The organism is Maribacter sp., assembly GCF_039968975.1.
In the GTDB taxonomy this organism is placed as follows: domain Bacteria; phylum Bacteroidota; class Bacteroidia; order Flavobacteriales; family Flavobacteriaceae; genus Maribacter.
Genome location: NZ_JBDVOT010000022.1, coordinates 1 through 26,280 on the forward strand (window position 1 = coordinate 1; position 26,280 = coordinate 26,280).

General features: G+C 34.1%; 19 protein-coding genes. 6 read left to right on the top strand and 13 right to left on the bottom strand.

All coding sequences use genetic code 11. The features are described 5' to 3' along the window. Window positions 1-175: 175 nt before the first annotated feature. On the top strand, window positions 176-2,671 hold the full coding sequence (locus ABJI11_RS01330) for a TonB-dependent receptor (RefSeq protein ID WP_348348746.1): 2,496 nt from the start codon (window positions 176-178) through the stop codon (window positions 2,669-2,671). A gap of 62 nt (window positions 2,672-2,733) precedes the next feature. Here the strand turns inward: ABJI11_RS01330 and ABJI11_RS01335 are convergent, their stop codons facing one another. After that, window positions 2,734-2,907 (bottom strand): hypothetical protein, encoded by a 174-nt coding sequence (locus ABJI11_RS01335; RefSeq protein ID WP_167333102.1) that lies wholly within the window; start codon window positions 2,905-2,907, stop codon window positions 2,734-2,736. A gap of 166 nt (window positions 2,908-3,073) precedes the next feature. Between ABJI11_RS01335 and fumC the strand changes: the two genes are divergently transcribed. Then, window positions 3,074-4,474 (top strand): class II fumarate hydratase, encoded by a 1,401-nt coding sequence (fumC, locus tag ABJI11_RS01340; protein ID WP_348348747.1) that lies wholly within the window; start codon window positions 3,074-3,076, stop codon window positions 4,472-4,474. Window positions 4,475-4,544: 70 nt separating this feature from the next. On the opposite strand, the gene ABJI11_RS01345 is transcribed toward fumC, so the two are convergent. Then, complete coding sequence (locus tag ABJI11_RS01345) at window positions 4,545-5,432, bottom strand: hypothetical protein (RefSeq protein WP_348348748.1); 888 nt, start codon at window positions 5,430-5,432, stop codon at window positions 4,545-4,547. 154 nt (window positions 5,433-5,586) lie between these two features. Between ABJI11_RS01345 and ABJI11_RS01350 the strand changes: the two genes are divergently transcribed. Next, on the top strand, window positions 5,587-6,057 hold the full coding sequence (locus ABJI11_RS01350) for a GNAT family N-acetyltransferase (RefSeq protein WP_348348749.1): 471 nt from the start codon (window positions 5,587-5,589) through the stop codon (window positions 6,055-6,057). Then, window positions 6,057-6,878, top strand: a complete 822-nt coding sequence (locus ABJI11_RS01355) for an MBL fold metallo-hydrolase (protein ID WP_348348750.1) — start codon at window positions 6,057-6,059, stop codon at window positions 6,876-6,878. The genes ABJI11_RS01350 and ABJI11_RS01355 overlap by 1 nt, the downstream gene beginning before the upstream one ends. Window positions 6,879-6,940: 62 nt before the next feature. Here ABJI11_RS01355 and ettA read toward each other — a convergent pair whose 3' ends face one another. The 3 genes from ettA to ABJI11_RS01370 form a co-directional block, all read right to left on the bottom strand. Continuing rightward, window positions 6,941-8,632, bottom strand: coding sequence for an energy-dependent translational throttle protein EttA (gene ettA / locus ABJI11_RS01360; RefSeq protein ID WP_276493959.1), 1,692 nt, complete (start codon window positions 8,630-8,632; stop codon window positions 6,941-6,943). 65 nt (window positions 8,633-8,697) lie between these two features. Continuing rightward, window positions 8,698-8,874 (bottom strand): CAL67264 family membrane protein, encoded by a 177-nt coding sequence (locus ABJI11_RS01365; RefSeq protein WP_348348751.1) that lies wholly within the window; start codon window positions 8,872-8,874, stop codon window positions 8,698-8,700. Between the two features lie 76 nt (window positions 8,875-8,950). Beyond that, window positions 8,951-9,922: a Gfo/Idh/MocA family oxidoreductase gene (locus tag ABJI11_RS01370; RefSeq protein WP_348348752.1), complete on the bottom strand. Its 972-nt coding sequence runs from the start codon at window positions 9,920-9,922 to the stop codon at window positions 8,951-8,953. A gap of 73 nt (window positions 9,923-9,995) precedes the next feature. Between ABJI11_RS01370 and ABJI11_RS01375 the strand changes: the two genes are divergently transcribed. Beyond that, on the top strand, window positions 9,996-11,624 hold the full coding sequence (locus ABJI11_RS01375; RefSeq protein ID WP_348348753.1) for an acyl-CoA carboxylase subunit beta: 1,629 nt from the start codon (window positions 9,996-9,998) through the stop codon (window positions 11,622-11,624). 135 nt (window positions 11,625-11,759) lie between these two features. On the opposite strand, the gene ABJI11_RS01380 is transcribed toward ABJI11_RS01375, so the two are convergent. The 7 genes from ABJI11_RS01380 to ABJI11_RS01410 all read right to left on the bottom strand — a co-directional run bounded on the left by ABJI11_RS01380 (window position 11,760) and on the right by ABJI11_RS01410 (window position 23,062). After that, window positions 11,760-13,502 (bottom strand): carboxypeptidase-like regulatory domain-containing protein, encoded by a 1,743-nt coding sequence (locus ABJI11_RS01380; RefSeq protein WP_348348754.1) that lies wholly within the window; start codon window positions 13,500-13,502, stop codon window positions 11,760-11,762. 85 nt (window positions 13,503-13,587) lie between these two features. Next, window positions 13,588-16,263 carry a carboxypeptidase-like regulatory domain-containing protein gene (locus tag ABJI11_RS01385; RefSeq protein ID WP_348348755.1) on the bottom strand — a complete coding sequence of 892 codons (2,676 nt, stop codon included), beginning with the start codon at window positions 16,261-16,263 and terminating at the stop codon, window positions 13,588-13,590. 129 nt (window positions 16,264-16,392) lie between these two features. Continuing rightward, the gene (locus tag ABJI11_RS01390) at window positions 16,393-17,739 is read right to left on the bottom strand and encodes a M24 family metallopeptidase (protein ID WP_348348756.1); all 1,347 of its coding nucleotides are present in this window, start codon (window positions 17,737-17,739) and stop codon (window positions 16,393-16,395) included. A gap of 97 nt (window positions 17,740-17,836) precedes the next feature. Next, complete coding sequence (locus ABJI11_RS01395; protein ID WP_348348757.1) at window positions 17,837-19,933, bottom strand: von Willebrand factor type A domain-containing protein; 2,097 nt, start codon at window positions 19,931-19,933, stop codon at window positions 17,837-17,839. 99 nt (window positions 19,934-20,032) lie between these two features. Further along, entirely contained in the window at window positions 20,033-21,094 is a 1,062-nt protein-coding gene (locus ABJI11_RS01400) for an AMP-binding protein (RefSeq protein WP_348348758.1), read from the bottom strand. Further along, a complete protein-coding gene (locus ABJI11_RS01405) occupies window positions 21,087-22,019 on the bottom strand; it encodes a CPBP family intramembrane glutamic endopeptidase (protein ID WP_348348759.1) in 933 nt (310 codons plus the stop codon). Before ABJI11_RS01405 ends, ABJI11_RS01400 begins: the two co-directional genes overlap by 8 nt. Further along, window positions 22,010-23,062, bottom strand: a complete 1,053-nt coding sequence (locus ABJI11_RS01410; protein ID WP_348348762.1) for an o-succinylbenzoate synthase — start codon at window positions 23,060-23,062, stop codon at window positions 22,010-22,012. Before ABJI11_RS01410 ends, ABJI11_RS01405 begins: the two co-directional genes overlap by 10 nt. A 45-nt stretch (window positions 23,063-23,107) precedes the next feature. On the opposite strand from ABJI11_RS01410, the gene ABJI11_RS01415 reads away from it, so the two are divergent. Further along, window positions 23,108-23,902: an SDR family oxidoreductase gene (locus ABJI11_RS01415; RefSeq protein WP_348348760.1), complete on the top strand. Its 795-nt coding sequence runs from the start codon at window positions 23,108-23,110 to the stop codon at window positions 23,900-23,902. A gap of 2 nt (window positions 23,903-23,904) precedes the next feature. Here the strand turns inward: ABJI11_RS01415 and ABJI11_RS01420 are convergent, their stop codons facing one another. Next, window positions 23,905-25,857 (bottom strand): histidine kinase dimerization/phosphoacceptor domain -containing protein, encoded by a 1,953-nt coding sequence (locus tag ABJI11_RS01420; protein ID WP_348348761.1) that lies wholly within the window; start codon window positions 25,855-25,857, stop codon window positions 23,905-23,907. Window positions 25,858-26,280 lie beyond the last annotated feature (423 nt).

Consider the following 26,280-nt stretch of genomic DNA (forward strand, 5'->3'; position numbering starts at 1 on the left):
AGAAAAAATGGCTGAGGTATATGAGAATATTACAAAAAGGCAAGACGAAGAATTAAAAGCAGGTTTGCCATTAGAAAAGTATGAAGCTTTTGTTGCACTACAAAAAGATGGTGTTTCAAAAACTTTAAAGAAGAATAAAAAGAAGAAAAAAAGAAAGAAATCTAAAACCGACTAAATGAAACAACTTTTCCCTTTACTCCTACTCCTAGTACTAGCATTCAATTATACACATAGTCAAAGACCGGGAGGAGACCGGGAAAGAGGTCCAATTGTTATTACCGGTAAGGTTTTAGATAAAGATGATAACTTACCTTTAGAATACGCTACACTAGTGCTACAAAGTGTTGCCAACCCAGATCAAATTACCGGTGGTATAACAGATATAGATGGAAATTTCAAGGTTGAGGCATCACCAGGTAAGTATAATATATCTATTGAGTATATATCTTACAAAACGTATAAACTACCAAATCAAACAATAAGAGAATCAACAGACTTAGGCACTATTAAACTTGCCCTAGATGTAGCCCAATTAGAAGCTGTAGAAGTAGTTGGTGAAAAGACAACGGTAGAAGTTCGTCTAGACAAAAAGATTTATAATATTGGTAAAGACTTAACCAATAGTGGTGCAACCATTACCGACGCCCTTAATAATGTACCATCTGTTGATGTAGATGTTGAAGGTGCTATAAGTTTAAGAGGTAATGAGAATGTTAGAATACTAATTAATGGCAAACCATCTGCCCTTGCAGGATTCGGTTCCACTGACGCACTAACCCAACTTCCTGCAGATGCTATTGAAAAGGTTGAGGTAATTACCAGCCCATCTGCAAGATATGATGCAGAAGGTACAGCGGGTATTTTGAACATTGTACTTAAGAAAGAAAAAACATTAGGTTTTAATGGCTCAGTAAATACAACCATAGGTTACCCTGTTAATAGTGGTATATCTGTCAATGCAAATTTACGAACAGATAAGTTCAACTTATTCAATACTACAGGCTATAGCTACAGAGACGCACCAGGCAATGCTTATTACGACAACACTTACTCTTCTGGTACTTACGACAGAATTATTGAGGACAGAGATTATGATAGACTAAGAAAAGGTTTTAATACCAACTTAGGGTTAGAATATTTCTTGACCGAATCATCATCTATTACTGGTAGTGTTTTTTATAGAACTTCTAAAAGCGAAGATGAAACAGGAAATACAAACCAGAGGTTCATAAACAGCTCTTTAGACAGTGAAACGTTTAGAAGTGAAGATGAAAATGAAGATGACAACAACTATCAATTCTCTTTAAACTATGTAAATGATTTAGATGATAATGGACAAAAACTAACAGTAGACCTTCAATATTCTAAAGGAGAAGAAGAAAAGTTTAATCTCATTCAAGAGAACAATACATTGCCTAATGATGATTTAATCGTTTTGGAAAATGTATATGAAGAAGAAACCGACAACGAATATTTAATTCAAGCAGATTATGTATTACCAATGGGTGACGCACAATTTGAAATTGGTTACAGAGGAACTTTTGAAGAAACAGGTACTGACTATCGCTTAGATTCCCTAAACCAAGCAACAGGTTTATTTGATATCAACGAAGACCTTACCAACCTATTTACTTATACTGAAAACGTAAATGCATTATATACACAGTATGGTAACAAATTTGGAAAATTTTCTTTCTTATTAGGATTACGATTAGAAAACACGCAATTGAAAGGTGAACTATCTTCGTTATATGACACTAGTGAATTAGAAGATCAATTAGGCGTTGATGTAGAAGCTAATTTCGATAATAATTATTTAGGCTTGTTCCCAACAGTAAATTTCATTTATGAGTTAGCTGAAAATGAGAATATTTCATTAGGTTACAACAGAAGAATAAATAGACCTAGAGGAAGATTTGTAAATCCTTTTCCATCTAGATCTAGTAGAACAAATATTTTTCAAGGCAATCCAAACTTAAATCCAGCATTTTCAAATGCTTTTGATTTAGGCTATTTGAAAAGATGGGACAAGATAACCTTAACTTCTTCTATTTACTATCAAAGAGAAACCGACTCTTTTGAGCGTGTTCAAGAAGAAACAGGACAAACCACCACTGATGGTATTGAAATTATTAGATCTATTCCTATCAACCTATCTACAAACGATAGAATAGGTGTTGAAGCTGGTGTTTTATATAGTGCCGCAAAATGGTTGCGATTAAACTCTAGTTTTAACTTCTTTCAATTTTCAACTGAAGGAGACTTCAATGGTGTAGATTACGGTACAACAAATACAAGTTGGTTCGCTAGATTTAGCTCAAAGGTTTCATTACCCGCTAAAGTAGACTGGCAAACAAATGCATTCTATAGAGGACCGTCTTCTACCGCACAAACTGAAAACGGAGGTATATTCTCATTGAACCTAGCCTTCAGTAAAGATATTTTAAATGATAACGGTACACTATCACTAAATGTAAGTGACTTATTGAACTCTAGAAAAAGAACATCATATACAGAAACAGAGTTCTTTACATCAGACAGTGAGTTTCAATGGAGACAACGTCAAATAACTATGGGCTTTGTATACCGTTTCAATCAACCAAAGGAACGTAATAAAGGTAATAGAGGAGGTAATGGTGGAGATGATGATGGAGATGAAATAGAAGGTTAATATCAAAAAACAAGACATAAAAAAAAGGAGCCGATCGGCTCCTTTTTTTTATTCTATTTTATCTATGCTTCTCTTGCGGCTTTTTTCTTGTCGCGTCTTTCTTTCAGTAGCTCCATAATGTTACCACCTAACCAGTAAGGAACAACAAATAATAACAAAAACATCATTAACCAAAAACCTATAGTTAATATGGTTAAAAAAGCTAAAAATCCTAAATATTGGTCAAAATCAAACATATCTTCTTACTTATATATTACAAAGATACCATAAACGAATTATTTTTTGCAAACGTTCTGCAAAATTAATTTTACTTTTCACAACAAAGTTGTCACAATAAATGTAAACCTTATTTTTGAGGCTATATTAATAAGTTAACTTAAGATTCATTTAAATTATAAGATTATGGAGTTCAGAATCGAAAAAGATACCATGGGTAATGTTGAGGTTCCCAAAGACAAATACTGGGGAGCACAAACAGAACGTTCTAGAAACAATTTTAAAATTGGTCCTTCTGCATCAATGCCATTAGACATTGTTTACGGCTTTGCATATTTAAAAAAATCTGCTGCTTATGCCAATTGCGAACTCGGAGTTTTATCTGAAGAAAAAAGAGATTTGATTGCCACTGTATGCGATGAGATTTTAGAAGGTAAGCATGATGATCAATTTCCATTGGTCATATGGCAAACAGGTTCTGGTACGCAAAGTAACATGAACGTAAATGAAGTAGTTGCCAATAGAGCACATGAAATTGCCGGTAAAGTTATTGGTGAAGGTGAAAAAACGATTCAACCAAATGACGATGTAAACAAATCACAGTCATCAAATGACACCTTTCCTACAGGTATGCATATTGCTGCCTATAAAAAGATAGTTGAAGTTACCATACCTGGTGTAACTCAATTAAGAGATACACTTCATAAAAAATCTATTGAATTCAAGAACGTAGTTAAGATAGGTCGTACGCATTTAATGGATGCTACTCCCTTAACCCTAGGTCAAGAGTTTTCAGGGTATGTTTCTCAATTAGACCATGGTCTAAAAGCATTAAACAATACACTAGCCCATTTAAGCGAACTTGCTTTAGGAGGAACAGCAGTAGGTACAGGTTTGAACACACCTGAAGGATATGATGTTCTAGTCGCAAAATTCATTGCAGATTTCACAGGCTTACCATTTATAACTGCTGAAAATAAATTTGAAGCACTTGCTGCTCATGATGCTATTGTTGAAAGTCACGGTGCATTGAAGCAATTAGCCGTTTCTTTAAATAAAATTGCCAATGATATTAGAATGATGGCTTCAGGTCCGCGTTCAGGTATTGGAGAAATCATTATTCCGGCAAATGAGCCAGGTAGCTCCATTATGCCAGGAAAAGTGAACCCTACACAGTGTGAAGCATTAACTATGGTTTGCGCTCAGGTTATGGGCAATGATGTTGCCGTTAGCGTAGGTGGAACCCAAGGACATTATGAATTAAATGTTTTTAAACCGATGATGGCTGCCAACATTTTACAATCGGCACAACTAATTGGTGATGCCTGCGTAAGTTTTGAAGAGCATTGCGCTGCCGGTATAGAACCAAATCATGAAGTTATCAAACAACTACTGAATAACTCCTTAATGTTGGTAACTGCTTTAAATACTAAAATAGGGTATTACAAAGCTGCTGAGATCGCTAACACCGCTCACAAAAACGGTACAACTTTAAAAGAAGAAGCTGTTAATTTAGGCTATGTTTCCGCAGAAGATTATGATGAATGGGTAAAACCTGAAAATATGGTAGGTAGTCTAAAAGACTAACAACAAACTATAAAAACGAAAAAAAGGCGACCAAATTGGTCGCCTTTTTTTTATATGTAATAAAGTTATCTTACTTCAACATGAATTTAGAAGTACCCAATAATTTTAATTGGTCGTCATATACATTTACCATGTAGTTTCCATCCTTGAAATCACCAGAAGGTTTACTGATATAATCACATACATCCAAAGATTTGTTCTCAAAGTAGAAACCTGTTTGCTTACTATAAGTAATAGAGGCACCGTTATCATTTGTCATAGAGTTACTACCTCCTAACACATTACCCTGAGGATCTAAAACTTCTAAGAAAAATTCTCTATCGCCAGCTTGTGCAATTACGTTATCAGCTACAGTAAAACAAATTTTAAACTTGTCTGTTGCCTTAGCCCTTTGGGTGGAAACTAATTTACCACTGTTACGTTCTTTAACCGCATCTACATTAAACTTAGATAAGTTAAGCGCAGAACCTTTTTCTACTACTTGAGCCAAGTTTGTATTTTGAACTACTAAAGAGTCATTGAAAACTGTTTGCTTTTCTAATTCTACATACGTACTGTCACGTTGCATTGCAATTGCAGTATTTGAACGAGTTAAAGAATCTACTTGCTTTAATAATTGCTCTCTTTCCGCTTTAAGAACACCAACTTGTCTTCTATATCTAGATAAAGAACCTATATCAGCTTTCATCGTTTTTACAGAGTCAATATATTTTGCAATATTATCTCTTGCACTTACCAGCTCTTCATTAGTGGCATTACTTTCTAAAATAGCTTTGTCATACTCAGATTTCAAGCTATTTAAATCTTCAACTACCAATTCTTTCTCTTTGGTAAGTACACCTTCAGTCTTCTTTTTATCTTGGTAAAGACTTACTGTGTAAATGATAGTACCTAAAAGCACAACACCTAAAAGAGCGGTCAAGACCTTTAAGCCATTGTTGTTTTTTGTTTCAGTCATAATTTTTAATTTAATAAAGTTGTCTGTTTGTTCAGTTTATATACGTGGTAATTCAAATTTTAGATTTTTTAATGTTAAATTAATTTATAAACCGTTTCAGGGACTATAAAATATGATATAACTTAGGTGTTAACCAACTTAACAATTAGAAACCATGCTTAGCATTGTGCCTTACGAGCCTAAATATACTGAAAACTTTAGAGATTTGAATATTGCTTGGATTACTGAATATTTTAAGGTGGATAAAAAAGATAAGGAGCTATTAGAACATAGTCAATCTAAAATAATTGATAAAGGGGGATATATCTTTATAGGATTATGGAATGATAAACCTGTAGGATGCTATGCATTGATTAAAAAGGAAACTAAATGTTATGAATTGGGTAAGATGGCAGTAGACAAAAAACATCAAGGATTAAAAATCGGCCAACAAATGCTAGCCCATGCCATAACCTTCTCAAAGCGTAAAAATTGGGAAATACTAGAGTTATACTCTAGTACTAAATTAGACACCGCTCTGCATATATATAAGAAATTCGGTTTTAAAAATGTTACGCCAGAAAATAATTTAGAGTACCTTCGATCCGATATTAAAATGGAACTAACACTTTTAAACGTAACATAATGAAAATAAATAAATTGCTTGTTTTAGTATTCTTGGGCGCTATGGCATTTGCATGTAAAGATGCTAAGAAAGCAGAGAGCAACGTAGATACTACAACCGAAATTGAAGAAAACAAATCGGTGACCGAAATAATCAACGAGCGTAAATCTGAAGATATCAAGATTATTCCTATCGAGCATTCCACAGCTGTAATAGAATGGAACGATGTCATCATTTACATTGACCCTGTTGGCGGAGCTGCTGCTTTTGAAGGTCAAAAGAACCCAACATTAATATTAATTACCGATATACACGGTGATCACTTAAATGTTGAGACTTTAAATGCCTTAGATACTGCTAACGCTACATTTGTAGTACCACAAGCGGTTGCAGATGAATTACCTGAAAAATATAAAGAACAACTTGTAATTATGGCAAATGGGACCAGTAAAAAACTTAGCAATATTACAATTGAGGCTATCCCCATGTACAACCTTAGAAAAGAAGCTTTAAAATTCCATAAAAAAGGACGCGGTAACGGATATGTTCTTAACATTGACGCTCAGCGAATTTACTTCTCTGGTGACACCGAAGACATTCCAGAAATGCGTTCTTTAAAAAATATTGACAAAGCTTTTATATGTATGAACTTACCATACACTATGACAGAAGAAAGTGCCGCTGCTGCCGTTTTGGACTTTAAGCCTAAACAAGTATACCCATATCACTACAGAGGTAAACCCGACGTTAGCGATGTTGCTAAATTTAAGCAATTAGTAGACGCAGGCAACCAAGATATTGAAGTGATACAGTTAGATTGGTACCCTAATGAGGAATATTAATATTAGCTAATAGCTGAAAATAAAAAAGCCCGCAATTGCGGGCTTTTTCTTTTATTAAAATATTATCTGATCAACTTCTTATACTTAATTCGTTTCGGCATAAGGTCTCCGCCTAATCTCTTTTTCTTATTCTCCTCATAGTCAGAGAAAGAACCTTCAAAGAAATACACTTGAGAATCACCCTCAAAAGCTAGAATGTGTGTACAGATACGATCCAAGAACCATCTATCATGCGATATTACCACTGCACAACCAGCAAAATTTTCTAAACCTTCTTCAAGGGCACGTAGTGTATTTACATCTAAGTCGTTGGTAGGCTCATCTAATAAAAGAACGTTACCTTCTTCCTTTAATGTCATAGCCAAATGCAAACGGTTACGCTCACCACCAGACAACATGTTTACTTTTTTGTTCTGCTCACTACCCGAGAAATTAAATCTACTTAGGTATGCACGAGAATTCACTTGTTTACCGCCCATCATTACCATCTCTTGCTCATCACTAAAGTTCTGCCAAATGGTTTTTTCAGGATCAATGTTAGAATGACTTTGGTCAACATATGCAATCTTAGCAGTTTCACCAGTTTCAAACTCTCCTTTATCAGGAGTTTCTTCACCCATGATCATTCTAAAAATAGTGGTTTTACCGGCACCGTTAGGACCAATAATACCAACAATACCTGCTTGTGGTAATTTAAAGTTCAAATCTTCATAAAGCAATTTATCGTCATAAGCTTTACTTACTCCTTTTGCTTCAATTACATTGGTACCCAAACGCGGTCCGTTAGGGATGTAAATTTCCAGTTTCTCGTCAAGTTGTTTCTGATCTTGACTCATTAACTTATCGTAATTCTTAAGACGTGCCTTTTGTTTTGTCTGCCTTCCTTTTGCTCCTTGACGTACCCATTCTAGCTCTCGCTCTAAAGTTTTCTGTCTTTTAGAAGCTGTTTTGCTCTCTTGAGCCAAACGTTTAGATTTTTGATCTAACCATGAAGAATAATTTCCTTTCCATGGTATACCTTCTCCTCTATCCAATTCAAGAATCCAACCGGCAACATTATCCAAGAAATATCTATCGTGTGTTACAGCAATTACCGTTCCCTTGTAAGATGCTAAATGATGCTCTAACCAATGTACAGATTCTGCATCTAAGTGGTTGGTAGGCTCATCTAATAATAAAATTTCAGGCTCTTGTAGTAGTAATCGACATAAGGCTACCCTTCTTCTTTCACCACCGGATAATACGGCAATTTTCTTATCAGGATCCGGAGTACGTAAAGCATCCATTGCAATTTCTAACTTGGTATCTAACTCCCAAGCATTGGCAGCATCAATTTTATCTTGTAGAACAGCCTGTTGATCCATCAACTTCTGCATTTTGTCAGCATCTTCATAAACCTCAGGAAGACCAAACATATCGTTTATCTTATTGTACTCATCAAGAATGGCTACAGTTTCAGCAACACCTTCTTTTACAATCTCTAAAACGGTTTTGTTTTCATCCAATTCAGGTTCCTGTTCTAGGTACCCAACATTATAACCAGGAGAAAATACAACATCACCTTGAAAGTTTTTATCGACCCCCGCAATAATCTTCAGCAAAGTAGATTTACCAGAACCGTTTAAACCTAAAATTCCGATTTTGGCACCGTAGAAAAAACTTAAGTATATATTCTTTAAAACTGGGGTATTAGCATTTTTATAGGTTTTCGTAACTCCTGACATGGAGAAGATTACCTTCTTATCATCTGACATAAAATTATAGTGTTTAGTAAAAATTAAAACTTGACAGAAAAATTCACTGTCGGTTCTAACAATATTTATACTCTACCTTTAAGTGCGTTAAATACCCAAGCAATAGCAAAAAAGCCTATACCTACGGATGCAAAACCCCACCCAGCAACTTGATCATAGCGAAAAGCACCTAATGCAATTAGGGCAAGACCCACAAAAATCATTATAAAAGTTGCCCAAGAAAGTACTGTATTCTTATTCATTTTCGAATCGATTAAAATTTAAGCGAACATCAAATATCGTAAATTTTAAGACATTTTTCCACAATTACCCCTGCTATTATTCAAACCGAAACACAATTCCAGTTTTTTCACGAACAGAATCCATAATACCAATTAAATCTAAACTGTTTTGATGGCTCCACAAGTCGCTCTCCTTTTTACCAGAATTTAAACAAAGGTGAACTTCCTCAATTTCATGTACATACCCTTTACCTCTTTTTCCAAGCTCATTGGAAATCCTTTCGCCATCTTTTTCTAAAGTATAACCTGTAGACTCATGCCATCTTGGGTGTATAAAAATAGTCCCTAGGCTTCCGGCTATTTCAGATTTCTTTTCAGAGTTAGAATTGAGTCCGCTATACAGAATAGCCTGAGCATTGTCATAATTGAAAATCATACTACACTGCATCTCTACTCCGGTTTTATGAAAATTAGCCGTTGCCTTTATATCCTTTGGTTTCCCTAGCATTAAATATGCTAAAAATATAGGATAGATACCTATGTCCAATAAAGAGCCACCAGCAAGATCAGGGTTCAACAATCTTCCGTCCTCATCCCTATCCATAGCATAAAAAGCAAAATCTGAATGTAAATATCCTATTTCACCTATAGTTCCATTAACAACTAACTCTTTTACTTCTTTGATTGTAGGATTAAAACGTGACCATAAAGCCTCCATTAAAAAAACATTATTCTCCTTGGCGACAGCAACCATTTTTTCAACCTCAGCTTTATTTACACCCATTGGTTTTTCACATAGCACAGCATTACCTGCTTTCATTGCTGCAACACTCAAATCTGCATGTGATGTATGTGGTGTTGCCAAGTAAATGATATCTACTGTACCACTATTAAATAGTTCTTCATAACTTCCATACGCATTTTCTGCTTCATATTCATCTGCAAAAGTTCTTGCTTTCTCTAAACTTCTTGATGCCACAGACACCAATTTACCACCATTTACCAATGCTAAATCTTTTGAAAAACTATGGGCAATGTTACCTGCCCCAACTATACCCCACTTTATCATACTTTTTATTTTTGTTGCATGAACACCAAAATTAACTCCTTATCTTTATCCGAAGAAAAAGAAATTATACAGAATGGATTTAAAATTCAATCAAAACGAAGATAGGAATAAGTTGTTATTATCAGACCTTAGAAGAAAGCTTAATGAAGTTTATTTAGGCGGAGGAAAAGCCAAAATAGCCAAGCAGCATGACCAAGGAAAAATGACCGCCAGAGAACGTATTGATTATCTTTTAGATCCAAAATCCGAACAAATAGAAATAGGTGCTTTTGTTGGTGACGGCATGTATAAAGAACACGGTGGCTGCCCATCTGGTGGTGTCGTTATTAAAATGGGGTACGTAAAAGGAAAGCAGTGCATAGTCGTTGCCAATGATGCTACGGTTAAAGCCGGAGCTTGGTTCCCCATTACCGCAAAGAAAAATTTAAGAGCACAGGAAATTGCAATTGAAAATAGATTGCCAATCATTTACTTAGTTGATAGTGCCGGGGTGTACTTGCCTTTACAAGATGAAATTTTTCCCGACAAAGAACATTTTGGTCGCATATTTAGAAACAACGCTATTATGAGTAGTATGGGAATTACCCAAATATCTGCCGTTATGGGCAGTTGTGTTGCCGGTGGTGCTTATTTACCAATAATGAGCGATGAAGCTTTAATAGTAGATAAAACTGCAAGTATATTTTTGGCAGGTAGCTATTTGGTAAAAGCTGCAATTGGTGAAAGCATAGATAATGAAACTTTAGGCGGAGCAACTACGCATTGTGAAATTAGCGGAGTAACCGATTATAAAGCGAAAGATGATGCCGCGGCTTTAAATACCATAAAGAATATTATGGATAAAATCGGTGATTTCCCTAAAGCAGGATACAACCGTAAGAAAAGCATGAAGCCAAAAGAAAACTCGGATGATATTTACGGAATACTACCTAGCTCTAGAGCTGAGCAATACGATATGATGGAAATCATCAAAAGATTGGTAGACGATTCTGAATTTGAAGAATATAAAGCAGGCTACGGACAAACCATTCTTACCGGGTATGCGCGAATAGATGGTTGGGCCGTTGGTATTGTTGCCAATCAAAGAAAAGTAGTAAAAACCAAAAAGGGTGAAATGCAATTTGGCGGAGTAATTTATTCCGACTCCGCAGATAAATCTACCCGATTCATAGCCAATTGTAACCAAAAGAAAATTCCCTTAGTCTTTCTACAAGATGTAACCGGTTTTATGGTAGGTAGTAAAAGTGAGCATGGTGGTATTATCAAAGATGGAGCTAAAATGGTAAATGCTGTAAGTAACTCCGTCGTTCCAAAATTTACTATCGTTATAGGAAACAGTTATGGAGCCGGAAACTACGCCATGTGCGGTAAAGCTTATGACCCAAGATTGATTGTTGCTTGGCCAAGCGCAGAACTTGCTGTAATGAGTGGAAACTCTGCTGCCAAAGTATTATTACAAATTGAAAAAGCTTCTTTGAAAAAGAAAGGTGAAACTATTACCGAAGAAAAAGAAACTGAGCTATTCGATAAAATCAAGAAACGTTACGACAACCAAGTTTCTCCGTATTACGCAGCGTCAAGATTATGGACAGATGCCATCATAGACCCAAAAGACACCCGTAAATGGATATCAATGGGTATTGAAGCAGCTGATCATGCACCTATTGAAAAGCCTTTTAATATGGGGGTTTTGCAGGTTTAATATCTTAAATACCTTTAGCAGCAATATCTTATAGTATTTACATTCATAAAACCCACAACACATTTAAAATGTATTGTGGGTTTTTATAATATTTACATATCTAATATGCTATTATATTTTGCAATGTTAACGGACTTAATTAGATACCATACTAACAGCATTAGATACTGAAAACAATTGCTGATTTACATTACGGAGACCGAGTTTAAAAACCTTTGTTTCTTTTCGTTGAGATGCACTACCGTAATTATAATATACAGTGGCTTTTAAATATGTAGGCGTCAAACTTTTATTACCTAAATAGGTAGCATTAACCAACCAATTACCACGAAGGGTATCATCTATTAAATATTCTTCACTAGAAAAACCTGAACGCTTTTCGCTTTGAATTCTCTCAGAATCTGCCACTAGAGAATGTTCACTTTTGTAATATCTTTTTTCAGGGTTTACGAATTCTAATTCAAATTCAGCCTCACTATCGCTCCATTCAAAAACCAAACGAGTCCCCTTAAAATCATCATCAAGTTTAATTTGATTCACTTTATCCGTTGAAACTAAATCGGCACCCTTTAAAGAAATCAAATTATTTAAATCGCGATCCATTATGGTTTTTACTTCCTCTTCCTTTTCCAATAATTCTTCTTCTAATAAATAATCATATCGTAGATACATAGCTGCCGCTTTTTGATTCATACCAAGATCTCTATAACTATTTGCAAGGTCTAAATAAGACTGGGCATAATCTGCTCTAAGCGTATATACATCCTCATATAATTTATTCGCCTTCTCTAACTTCCCTTCTGCTTGATAAATATATGCCAGAGATTTCAATGCCAAAGGATTTCCACTCAGAGCCCTATCATTTTCTTGGATAATCATTTCAGCAAATTCATTATGTTTCCATTTGTTAGAAAAGTAATCATAGGCATCTAGAACGTAATAATAAGAGCTACTGTATTTTTTGATTTGATTTTTGTAGATAACCTTTGCATCTTCTTCGGTTTTCGCATTTAAAAGTTCATTCATGTACAAAGGTTTATCTTTTTTAAATTGTATAGAACTTAATGCTGAGTTATCATATTTATTATTTCTAAGCTTAGCTTGATCATACGGCTTTCCGTCAATATTACCAGCATATAATAATGTCTTCGTGTTAATTACTATGACACCGCCAGCACCTATTGACCCGTATCTAGTAGTCATTGCCAAATTATTTAAAACAGCCAATCTAGCAATTGAAGCTGGTGCAATCCACGTAGGAGCACTAGTTAAAATCTGACCATCAACATCATAAACCGCAGGTGATGCCTGACTAATGGAATTGAAACCTCTTATATATATTCCACCTCCACGCTGACAATCACCAAAAACCCTTACGCTAGCAAACTCATTTCTAACAACATCTAAAATGCAGATACCGACATCATTAATTTCGTCCTCTTGTAAAAACCTGATTTTTCCTGGTGCAGTCTCACTATCCAAAATTCCGAATGCTGTTTTAATTAAATTCGGTTTGTATTTATACTCTTCTTCCAATTCACTTTGAGATTTCCTATTACTACCTTTTACGGTTACCTCATCTAATTGTTCAACTTTTTGACTCATTTCTAAATTCAAAGTGCGAGTAACATCTTCTACCATAATCTGTACATCATTTAGACCTGGGTATGTATATAACAATACATCTCTAGGTTCAGCCGTTATTTGGTAAAACCCGTTTGTATCTGTTGTAGTTGCTATATCAGAATCTATTATAGATATCTGAACATTTGCCAAAGGAGCATCCATTTGGTTAACTTTACCTTTAACAGTTTTACTTTGGGATTGCAAGTATGTTGTAAAAGTCGCAACGATTAGAAAGATGAGTATATTTTTCATAGCAGTATGTTTTAATTCACTTTATTAAATTAAGAAAAAAATAACACAAACAATTGTTTATCAATTAAATATATCATCTATCACCCTAATTTAACTTATCTACCCCTAAAGTTGGTAAATAAAATAGATTTTGATTTACATTTTTTAATGACAACCTATAAATTCTAATTGTGCTTTCTTCATTATCTGTACCATAACCAGAAAAAGAAGTCACTTTTAGATAGGTAGGCAAACCACTTTTATTCCCTTTGTAATTTATATTTACAATCCACTCTCCCTTAATATCACTTTCAAGGAAGAACTCTTTGCTCGATGAATATTCTTGCTTACCAAAATATTCATTTTGATTTTTTAACGATGTACTTGAAACAAAATAGCGATTTTCTGGATTTACGAACTGAAGGTCAAATTCGGCTTCATCATCGTTCCACTCAAAAAGAAGACGGGTATCTGCACCCTCGCGCATAGCTGCGTCTTCTTTTAAATCTTCTGAACTAATAGCATAGTCGGTTTTATGCTGCAAAAAATGATTGAACTCAGTCGTAATGATAGGATGTAATCCTATGGTATCTGCCACAAGAAAAGAATCGTTCAATAATTTGGTGTACCTACTATAAAGATTAGCCGCCTTTTGCACCTCATCAACCTCAACATAACTATTTGCCATATCTCTATACGATTGCGCATAATTAGGTCTTTTAACAAAAAGACTCGTATATAGTTTGTTTGCTTTTATAAATTCACCCTCTCGCTGATAAGCATATGCCAATGCCTTCATTTCATTGATATTATTCTCAAAGAGCGATTGATGATTAACGATAATATCATTATGGAATTTTTCTTGCTCCCAATTGGCAGTAAAATAAATATAGGCATCAAGAAAAAACGAAGCAGAACTACTATAGAGTTTTTCATTTTCGTAATACACTTTCTTAGCCGCTTCAAAACTACTGCTAGCTAAAAGAGTTTGAAGGTAGCCTGGCAAATTTTTATTAGCTTGTTGTTTATCTATTGCATCGTGTTTATAAATATTACGCTGAATTAATGCCTGATCAATATTTTTACCGTCTTTACTAGCAAAATTAGAAAGATGAGTACTTATAGCAATAACACCACCTGCAGCAACTTGACCATACTTACCAACGCCAGCAAGACCAGGTATTACCGCAATACGCTCAATAACATTTAAATCTAAGAAATAAGGAACTTCTTCATAGATTATACCGTCAACCTCAAATATAGCAGGTCTTAAATTATTTATTGATCCGCTTCCCCCTCTTATAAAAACAGCAACTTTGGTAAAAGAACATCCAAAACAGGGATTTTCAACTTTTACGTTCCCTACCCGAACACCCGCTATTTTACCGTCGATAGCTGCAAGTATATTTGGGGCAGTTAAATTTAAACTCTTACCCTCTAAAATAGTTATTGAATGCCCAATAGTTTTTTTATCAAGGGTTCCATAAGCAGTTTTGGCAAATTCATCATTCGTTAAATATTCAGAAAACATTTCTGCCTCGGTTTTCTTTAAGCGTGCTCTTTCTGTAACAGTTACACCTGCTAACTCTTCTACTTTAACATTCATACTTACATTAATGTTATGTACGGTTTCTGTAACTTTACGCTCTACCTTTTCAAAACCTAAATAATTATAACTAATAACATCACCTAACCTAGCCATAATAGAGTATCTACCATAGGCATCTGTTTGTGTCTGTTTTAATGATTCTGTTATTTGAACTGTAGCATTTTCCACGGGCTTACCATTATTAAAAACAAAACCAGTAATAGATCGGTGGGTTTTAATAGGATTAGTATTAATTATTGGAGTTTGAAATGAATTTTTAAGCAACTTGTTTCTAGAATAATCTGATATTTGAGCAATATCACCGTCATTCAAAGCAGTGGTATTAACATAAAAGGTCATTGCATCTCCCCTAAAGGTTTTCCATTGCCCTTGACTTACATATCTTCTGTACGAAGTACTTGGTCTATAATCTGCAGCCAAAACTAAACCAACGCGCTTACCATACACTTCTAATAATTCTAGACCAATACTAAAATCTTCATCTACAATTAGATTGTAAGGCTTTAAATCTACCGTTATCTTTCCAGGAGATTTGCCTATCATTTTGGTAACGTTCTTTGACAATAATTTATCTTCTGGATAGATAGTTCCGCCCTTGTAAATATTGATACGTACCAAAACGCTATCTGAATAATTCTCGTTCACATAAAAGTGAAAATCTTTTAAGTAGTGCTTTTTCTTGTCTACACTTATTCTTGTCACTAATTCAGCACCCAATGAACCATCTCCCTTCCAATACCCAAACTTATTTTTACTGGGATAGGAAAAACCGACAACGTCATCTTTTTTACCTTTTAGGTATTTAGCGGTTACTATCGCCTCGTTGAGTTGCATTGCCTCAGGCTGCATGACCACTTTTTGAAAAAGTGTATTGCTAAAGTTTACCTCCAATATTTTGAACTGAACGGTTTTATAACCTACGGATGAAAATTGAAGAATATCATCTTTGGAAAAATAAGCTTTGTCAATCTCTAAATAAAACTCCCCGTCAAAATCACTTACGGTACCTACACCCTTATTTACAATTCCAATATTTACAAAAGGAAGCGTCTCTTTAGTGTCAGCATCCAGCACCGTTCCCTTATATTGATGTTGTGCAAAAAGCCCTATACTTGATATACATAAAACCAAAAAAAGGAAATACTTTTTATGAAGTATATTAATCAATATCATTTGGCGGTTTATTTAATAACTGTTAACATATTCTTAAATATATGAATAACAGCACATTAAACCTAGTGCCTAAAAAAAATAAATAAGATTTTTATTACATCACTAATTAATAACCTTACAAATAAAAATTTAGTAACCCTGATGTCCTTTCACTCTAGGAATCAATAAAAGCTCCGTTTGTCTACCGCCAACATACCTGAAGCCATCTTCACCGTAAAAACCAGCTTCTTCAAGCATAATACGAATATCTCTATTCCATTCCGGTATGTTGATGGTAGTATTTAATTCAATAGCATAAACAGTATTAGGATTTAATCCATAGTTCTCACCGTCATCACGCATAACTCCGCCTTGAGAATCCCACATACCAATTGTAGTACCAGCCGAGTGGCCGTATAAACCTAATGGGTGTGTATAAATTGAAGGTTTTAGGCCGGCTGCTTTGGCTTCCTTCAATGATTTAGCTAGAATATCATTACCAGATCTACCTTTTACCATATTACCGGTTAAGAAATCCTGTAACTTATTACCTTTTTTAAGTCCATTGATTAAAAAATCTGGAGCAGCAGTTTCTTCTGGCTTTAGCACATATGCCAATTCTTGACAATCGGTATTTAGACGCAAGTATGTAATTCCGAAATCGCAATGCACTAAATCTCCTGGTAGAATCACCATATCATCTGGCTTATTGGAAAAAGAATAAAACTCACTCTTTTTACCGTTCGCACTTCTTTGAACATCTATAGTTGGGTGAAACCAAGTTTCCAGTCCTAAGTCGGTTACTTTTTGTCTCATCCACCATACCACATCTGAGGTTCTAGTTACCCCTGGCGTTATTACTTTTTCAGAAAAAGCCTCTGCAATAATATCATGAGTAATATCTACTAGTTGATTGTAGATAACCATTTCACGTTCCGATCTGGTTTCGATCCAACGAACAGCTAATTGTTCAGCAGAAGTAACTTTTGAAGTGTATTTCTTAGGTAAATTAGCCATAAACTCTTCATAGTCTGTTTTAACTAATCCATCGGCAATATTGTGGTCTGTAGAATAATTGAGTCCAATTTTCTTAGGATCTCTTTCAGATATTAATTGCATTAACCTAGTCCATTGGTTAGGCTCTTTTTCCTTGTCCCAAGCAGACACAATATTCTTACCGACATTGTAACGAGCTACAGCCAGCTTCTCTATAGTATTCTTAGCCTTATCTCTATAAAACAATAAAATAGTTCGTCTACGTGCATTCAACCACGTTGCCGGAAGCATAGTCTTAATTACGGGGTCTTCATTATATTCTCTTGAGATTACCACCCACATATCAAGGTCAGCGGCATCCATAAGTTGAGGCAGTAAATTATTAAAACGGTCGTCTAAAATTTCATCAATTACCTGTGCTCTTTCTTTTTCATTTAAGATTTGTTGGGCGCTAATTTTACCTATAAAAATTAAGCATACAAAAAGGAATAGTTTTTTCATGAGTGTTGTTTGGTTTAAGCACTGAAAATACAAAATAACACACATTAGAAATAAACTATTCCCCGAAAATCAAATGATTTTTACAATTTATATAATATCAATAGTTGTCTGTTACCAATTTCCCATTAACGCTTTTAACCAACCTGATAAATTCTGCTCTATACCCATTTTTATCTTCACCTCTACCATTCTCTGCCAATTCAATAACATTTTTATAAGATGTTTTATTTATAAATGCAGAGTTACGTATTTGCTGACCAAACAAAGCAACAGCTGTGGCAAATTGAAAATCTTTTGTCATTTCTTGAAAATTTGAATTTTGCACATGAACCAATTCTATACTCTTTTTACCATCAGGTTTTTTATATCTGAATTTAACAGTAAACAACTCATCAGAAAACCCAGTATCACTAGTGTTATTGGTATACTTTAATGCTGGTATTTCTTTATCGTATGCTGATGTTACTCCTGTCTCTATTATCTCATACAAAGCGGTTACCTTATGTCCGCTGCCCAATTCACCAGCATCTTTGGTATCATCGATAAAATCTTCATCTGCCAACAATCTATTTTCATACCCTATTAGTCGATATGATTTTACTTTTGCTGGATTAAACTCTACCTGTAGCTTTACGTCTTTTGCTATGGTAAACAGGGTACCGCCAAACTCTTTACCAAATAGTTTTTGCGCTTCTTGCATAGTGTCTATATAACCATGATTTCCGTTGCCTTTATCTGCCAAAGTTTCTAATTTAGAATCTTTATAGTTGCCCATTCCGAAACCTAATACAGAAAGAAACACTCCCGATTCATGTTTTTCTACAATCAAATCTTCCATGTCTTTATCGCTAGACAGCCCAACGTTAAAATCCCCATCTGTTGCCAATATCACTCTATTATTACCATTTTTTTTAAAATTCTTTTCTGCCAGTTTATACGCTAATTGAATTCCTTCTCCACCAGCTGTAGAACCGCCAGCCTCTAAGTTATTTAGTGCACTCATGATTTTCTCTTTATTATTACCAGATGTAGGTTCCAACACAACACCGGCTGCCCCGGCATAAACAACAATAGAAACCCTATCTTTTTCTCTTAATTGATTTACTAATAGTTTAAATGCGGATTTTAGTAGTGGTAATTTATTACCTGCCGACATTGAACCAGAAACATCTATAAGAAAAGTTAGATTAGAAGCTGGCAGCTCTTCATTTAAATGCTCTTTCCCCTGCAAACCAATACGTACCAACTTAGTATCAACATTCCAAGGAGTTTGTGCTACCTCTGTGTTAACAGAAAAAGGATGCTCTGCTGTTGGTTGCGGATAATCATAATCAAAGTAATTAATCATTTCTTCAATCTTAACGGCATCTATAGGAACCGCTTTTCCATTATTTATGAATCTTCTAATATTACTGTATGCCGCTTTGTCGACATCTATGGAAAAAGTAGATAGCGGATTTACGTTAACATTCTGAAATTGATTTTCAGTAATTTGAGCATAATTCTCATCTTCTTCAATTACATAATTTCCTTTTACGGTTTGTATTACAATACATCCATACCTGGCATCAGCTCCATACAAACTCTTTGCTTCAGAAGCTTTAAGTTCTTTTCTACTATCAATATTTTCACTTTTTAAGTTTTGAACAATTGAATTATATTGCTTTTTAATAGGAACACCATCAACAATATACAGAGGGGTTGTTACCTTTTTGTGCTTTTCCTTCTTTTCTTGGGGAATTGCTCCACTTATTGCGACACCACTTATCCTACCTTGCAATAGGCTATTCATATTATTTTGAGAGTTTCGTTTTCTAGTTCGATTACCTCTGACTCTTGTCACCGAACCTGTTAAGAAAGAACGTTTAGAAGTTGCGTAACCTACGACCACAACCTCTTCAAGAGCTTCATGATCTTCTTCAAGTGAAACATTAACAACTACTGATTCCCTGATCTTTACAGTTAGATTCTTACAACCTATATATGAAAATGCTAATTCAGCACCTTCTGATACTATTATAGCATAATGTCCATCAAAATCTGTTTGTGTAACATTGGTCGTTCCTTTTTCCATAACATTTACACCAGGCATAGGGTACCCTGCATGATCAGAAACAATACCACTAATTTTAACTTGTTGAGAAGACAACAGCATACTATAGAACAGAAAGAATAGGAAAGTCGCATTTTTCATAATAATGGGTTTAAAGTTTGAGCAATAAACCTATTAAGAAAGAAGCTTTTTAAAAATGAAAAATGAGTAAAGTATGGCTTTGAGCTAGGGAAGTTATGACTACAGTAAGGACATGGTTTTTTGTCGCTGCACTTTCCCACTTTCAGTCCGTTGAAATTCTTTGGAAACTACAATAGCTTTAGGTTTCTCAAATTTTTTGAAATCTGATATATTATCTATGGTTTTCTTAACTTCAATTTTAGAGGTATTCTCAACTACTAAAACAACTTTTTGCCCTAACTCCTCATCTTCAACACCGATTACAAAGAAGGGAATATTTAAATGCTTAGAAAGCACTTTCTCTATATGCTCAGGACGCAACTTAACTCCACCAGAATTTATAACATTATCAAATCTGCCAAGCCATTTAAACTCTTTTTCCGAAACCAATTCAACAACATCATTGGTAACTACAGTTTCATCTGAAATCTTAGGAGCATTGATTACTAAACAGTTTCTTTCATCTACTGAAATTTTTACATCTGGTAAAATTGAAAAAGGTGCATCAAACTCTGTTCCTGTATTTAACGGCTTTATGGCAATGTGGGTAATAGTCTCCGTCATACCATATGTTTCATAACTAGCGTTAGACACATTTTTCAAATCCCCTCTTAATGATGCAGAAATAGGAGCTCCGCCAATAATGAGCTTTTTAACTTGATGCAAATTTGGTAAAGAGTTCTTTACCTGCATAGGAACCATAGCTCCAAAATCAAAAGACCTGTTTGTATCTTCTAACGGATTAGATGTTGGTGGCACAAAATAAATATTTAAGCCTAACACCATAGACCTAACCAACATCATTTTACCTGCAATATACGTTGCAGGCAAGCATAACAAGGCAGAAGACTCAGGAGCTAAATCAAAATAGCTACCTGTCGCTAAAGCGCTATTAATCATATGCGCTTTCTTTAAGATAATGGTTTTAGGGGCTCCTGTGGAACCAGAGGTCTTTACTGAAATGGTTGAAGATTCATCTATCCAATCTAATAGAAATTCACCTATATGCTTTTCAAACTCCTCACCTTCTTTAATAAGGCTATAGCTAATTTCAAAAAGATCTTCACCAGACGTTAACCGACCGTTTACTCGAAAAGCATGATGCGGGTTATAACTAGTCATCAGTTTTACTTTCAATCAAAAAAAACTCTTCTCTAGACAGTACTTTTCCAAAAAGTTTGTTGTTCCAATTTGACCAACCGTACTTTTTAGAAAACAAGAATAATAAAATAGGAAAAATTATAAAAACCGGAACCAAAACGTCATAGCCCAAAACAGGATCAGAAACATCTCTATAAATTGAATTTGTCTGAAAGGCTGTCCAATCTGCAGTTAGTAACAAAGCACTGATTAAATTATTAGCCGCGTGAAAACCTAATGCCAATTCCAATCCATCATCCATAAGGGTTATTATTCCTAAGAAAAAACCTGTACCTATATAATAGATCATTATACCGTACCCTAACTTTTCAACTTCTGGGTTACCTAAATGCATTAATCCAAATAAAACAGAGGTTACAACTAAAGACACCCATCGATTCTTTACAGCAAGCCCTATACCTTGCATCATATGACCTCTAAACAGATACTCTTCAAAACTTGTTTGTAAAGGAATAAGCAAAACACCTATTAATGCTAAATACAAGAAGGGTTTCAATTTAAAATTAAATTCATAATCCTCTGGAGACAAATAAATACCTACCATAGTTAATACTACCGTAAGTAAACCCCATACCGCAAAGGCAAAACCTACCCTTTTCCAATCTATTTTTTTTCTAGCTGTTGTCAAAGAAGTAATACTTTGCGCATGCACCAATTTAGACCAACCTAACACCAACAACAACCCTAAAGCCAATGGTGCCAATAAAATAATTAAGACCAAATTAGACCCTAATTTATCAATCATTCCAGCCATACTATCCTCTACACTAACAGGCGAGAACACTATAGCTATATAATTCATAACCATTAAACCAATAAAGCATCCAGGAATTATCAAATATTTCCATAAACCGATATCTCCTTTATACCCCTGTTCTATATACATAAACTTTCAATTAAATTTGTATTCCATTTTTTAGAGATGTTATAAAACAAGCCTCCATTATCTACTTCTAACGGACTATCTATATTATTTGTAAATAAAGATCCAGTGCCCAAACCTTGTGGCATTTTATTATTTAAAGTTGCCGTCCATTGAGCAATAGCATTTAAACCAATATTACTTTCTAACGCACTTGTTACCCACCAACCTAAGTTATTCTTTTTGGCAATAGAAATCCATTCATTACTACCTGAAAATCCACCTACCAAACTTGGTTTTAAAATAATATACTGTGGGTTTATAGTTTGTAGTAACTCTTGCTTTTTTGTTACATTTACCACACCAATTAATTCTTCATCCAAAGCTATTGGTAAAGGTGTAGTTTTGCACAACTTTTGCATTTCTTCCCATTGCCCTTGTTTAATAGGTTGTTCAATAGAATGTAAATGCAGTTTTGATAAAATCTTCAACTTAGATAAAGCCTCTTTCGGAGAGAATGCTCCGTTAGCATCAACTCTTAATTCAATATCTTCTCTTGAATAGCGTTCTCTAATCGATTTTAACAAGGCAATTTCTGTATTGAAATCTATTGCACCAATTTTCATTTTAATACAAGAGAAACCAAGTTCAAGTTTTTCCTCTATTTGTTGATGCATAAACTCCTGATCACCCATCCAAACTAAACCATTGATTGAAATTGGCGTTTGATTATTTAAAAATGTAGAATTAAAAAGTTGAAAAGGATTTGTAGACCGTAAGGACAAGAAAGCCTGTTCCAAACCAAATTGTATACTAGGAAAATGAATTAATTGTTTTAACAATTCGGTTTCTCCTAAATGAATATTCTCAGTAACCCAAGTACACTTTTCCTCATAACCAGGTACATCATCAAAACTAAGACCTCTAAAAAGTCCACATTCACCAATACCCCATTTTCCTTTTTCTTCTAAAAACAAGAACCATGTTTCTTTAGTTCGTAGAATTCCTCTAGAAGTTCCACTAGGGTTTTTAAAATTTAAAAGATACTTTTTAAATGTTGCCTTCATATTATCATTCAAATTTAACTATATTTTGAGTTTAAATACGACAGAATGGGTAGCATAAACAATAAGGTAGTTTGGATAACAGGGGCTTCTTCGGGAATTGGGGAAGCATTGGCATATCAATTAAACGAGCTTGGCGCTAAAGTTATACTCTCCGCAAGAAGGGAAGCTGTACTTTTAGAAGTTAAAAATAAATGTAAGTTTCCTCATAATGTTTCTATTCTACCTTTAGATTTAACTGATTTTGATTCTTTAGAAACCATTACCCAAAAGGCTTTTAAAATTTATGATAATATTGATATTTTAATCAATAACGGCGGATTAAGTCAGCGTTCACTTATAGTTGACACAAAATTTGAAGTCTACCAACAGATGATAGACGTTAATTATCTTGGCACTATAAAACTCACAAAACATGTACTACCCTTTTTTATGGCTCAAAAAAGCGGTCATTTCGTTACTATAACTAGTTTAATGGGTAAATTTTCATCTCCCTATCGTTCAGGCTACTGTGGTGCAAAACATGCGTTACATGGTTTCTTTGACGCTTTACGAATGGAGCACGAAAAAGACAATATAAATGTTTCCATAATTTGCCCAGGATTTATACAAACCAATGTGGCTAAAAATGCATTAACAGGTGATGGCTCCGCTTTACAAAAAGAAGACAATGCCACAGAAAACGGAATGCCGGTTAATGAATGTGCACAAAAAATAATCTCTGCAATTAAACAAAAACGATTTGAAACTTACATAGGCGGAAAAGAAAAATTTGGTATTTACCTTAAAAGATTCTTCCCTAAAATTTTACATAAAGTGGTTATGAAAAGTAAGGTTCGTTAGATTTATTTAAAATTAAACCAAAAACGCACACCTTCTTGGGTTTTATCAGTGTTCAATGAAGTCTGAAGCTGATTTGCCAGTCTACTCATTAAACGTATTCCCATTGAGGAACTCGCTCTTTCTTCTGAATCTTCAGGTAAGCCTATACCATTATCCGTATATTCAAAGAAACCTTCTTGACCTGCTATTTTACGTAAATGAATATATATTTTACCATCACTATCATCAATAGGAAATGCATATTTAAATGAATTGGAAACCAACTCGTTTAATATAAGTCCGAATGGAATCGCCCTGTCAATATCCAACTCCACACCTTCGGCATCAATAGTGATATTAATATTATGTCCGCCTTTTTTATAAACAGACTGAATACTATTAATTAAACTTTCAATATAGCCTTGCATTTCAATTACAGACAAATCATCATTTTGATACAATTTCTGGTGTATTAAAGCCATAGCCTTCACCCTACTTTTACCCTCTTCTAACGCAGCAATAGCAGCTTTACTTCTAGTGTTTTTAGTTTGTAGGCTTAATAAACTAGATACCATTTGAAGGTTATTTTTAACCCTATGATGTATTTCTTTAAGTAATGAATCTTTCTCTACTAATGAATTTTCAATAATAAACTTCTGCTCGGCAATTAAACGTTGGTTTTTGATACTCTTTAAATACGCATACACCAAACCAGCAAAACCAATAAGTGTAAAAATTAAAGACACAAACACCAAGCTGATTTTATCATCTCTTGCCTTTATATCTTTTCTAGATTCTTCTAACTGAGCTTTTTGTTGATCTACCATTTTTCTAGAGTTCTCTAAATCTTGTGCAACAACAGAAGTTAATTGTTGATTTTTGATATTAGACGCCAAGGCATCAATAGAATCTCTAATTCTTATATTCTTCTTAAGGTAGACCGTAGAGTTTTTGAAATCACCAGTTTTAAAGTAATAATCTGCATATATTCGATTACGCTTTAAAATATTATCTGACTTTATTGGATTAAGATTATCACTCAAATAATCTGTTGCTTTTGCATAATCATCTAATTTCAAATAACATTCTGCAAGAGCAAGCGTATTTTCTATAATATCTGACGAAAACTTACTCTTATTATATTTTTTAATGATTTCTCTACTTTCCTCTAAAAACGGAATAGCTTTTTCGTATTCACCTAATTGAACATGACTTTTTCCAATGTTACCTATTATCAGTCCGTTTAGAATTCTTCCGTTAGCAATTTCTTTATCAGAATGCTCATTAGTGACATCACTTAAAAAAACCTTTATTAAGCCTTCTGCTTTTTTATAATAACTTAATGCCGTAGCTGTAGACTTATCTAATCTAAGATAATCACCAATAGTATTATTATAAATAGACTGACCATAGTAATCATTGTCTTTAAGTACTTTCTTTTCTTCGGTCATGTAATCGCGCATAGCCTTTCTATACTGACCTAAACTTGCATAAATATCATAAAAAGCTACATTATCAGTGAAACCTAATTCACGCTTAACCCTTCTAATCTCTATTTGCTTGTCGTACAACTCCAACCTTTCATAATTGCTATCTAATATGCCAAGAATTGTCTTTTTTGATTCTACATCTAACTTTAATAAATCTTCATAAAGTGGTCTTGCTATAGCTAAACTCTTCTCGTAGTTACCCAAATCATAATAAATTTGAGATTCTATAAGTTGGTAATTACGAATAGATATGGAATCCTTTGTTTTTTCAGAACTGTTCAAATAAACTTTTACAGTATCTAACCAATCATACGGAGAATTCTGGTTATAACGATTAGGGGTATTAAAAAAGAAAAAAGAACGTAGTTCTCCGTTCTCTAAATCTTGAAACTGCTTGTAGTAATCCTCATTTTGAGTTTCAACATAATCTTGTGCAAAAGCAAGGCACGTAAATACACTTAATAACAAAGTGCATTTTAATCTCAAAATAATTTGTTTTTTCATATCTCAATAAAAACAGAATCAAACTTAAAACTTATAGTCGATTCTATTAAATTTTTGTTGTGAGCCTTCATTAATTGATTCTCAAATAACCTAAAGCTCAAAAAGCGTGTTCTACGTACTTTTCAATAATTCTTCAACAACTGCAGTGAATTTAGTTCTAAAAACAACTTCTAAAGAAAAAGAACTGCAATATCTTATATCTCAAAATTATAAATAACACAAAGTTCTTGAGATTAATTGTTGTGTAACCCCTAATTATTGTTGTGAAATGTATTCTAACCTCAAAATAGTGTAATTCACCTTTAAAAATACACACTTAAACGATTAATAAATGTATTTCATCTGGGTTAAATCCAAAAAAAAACACCTTAAAATAAGGTGTTTTTTCAATTTCATAATTCGGAT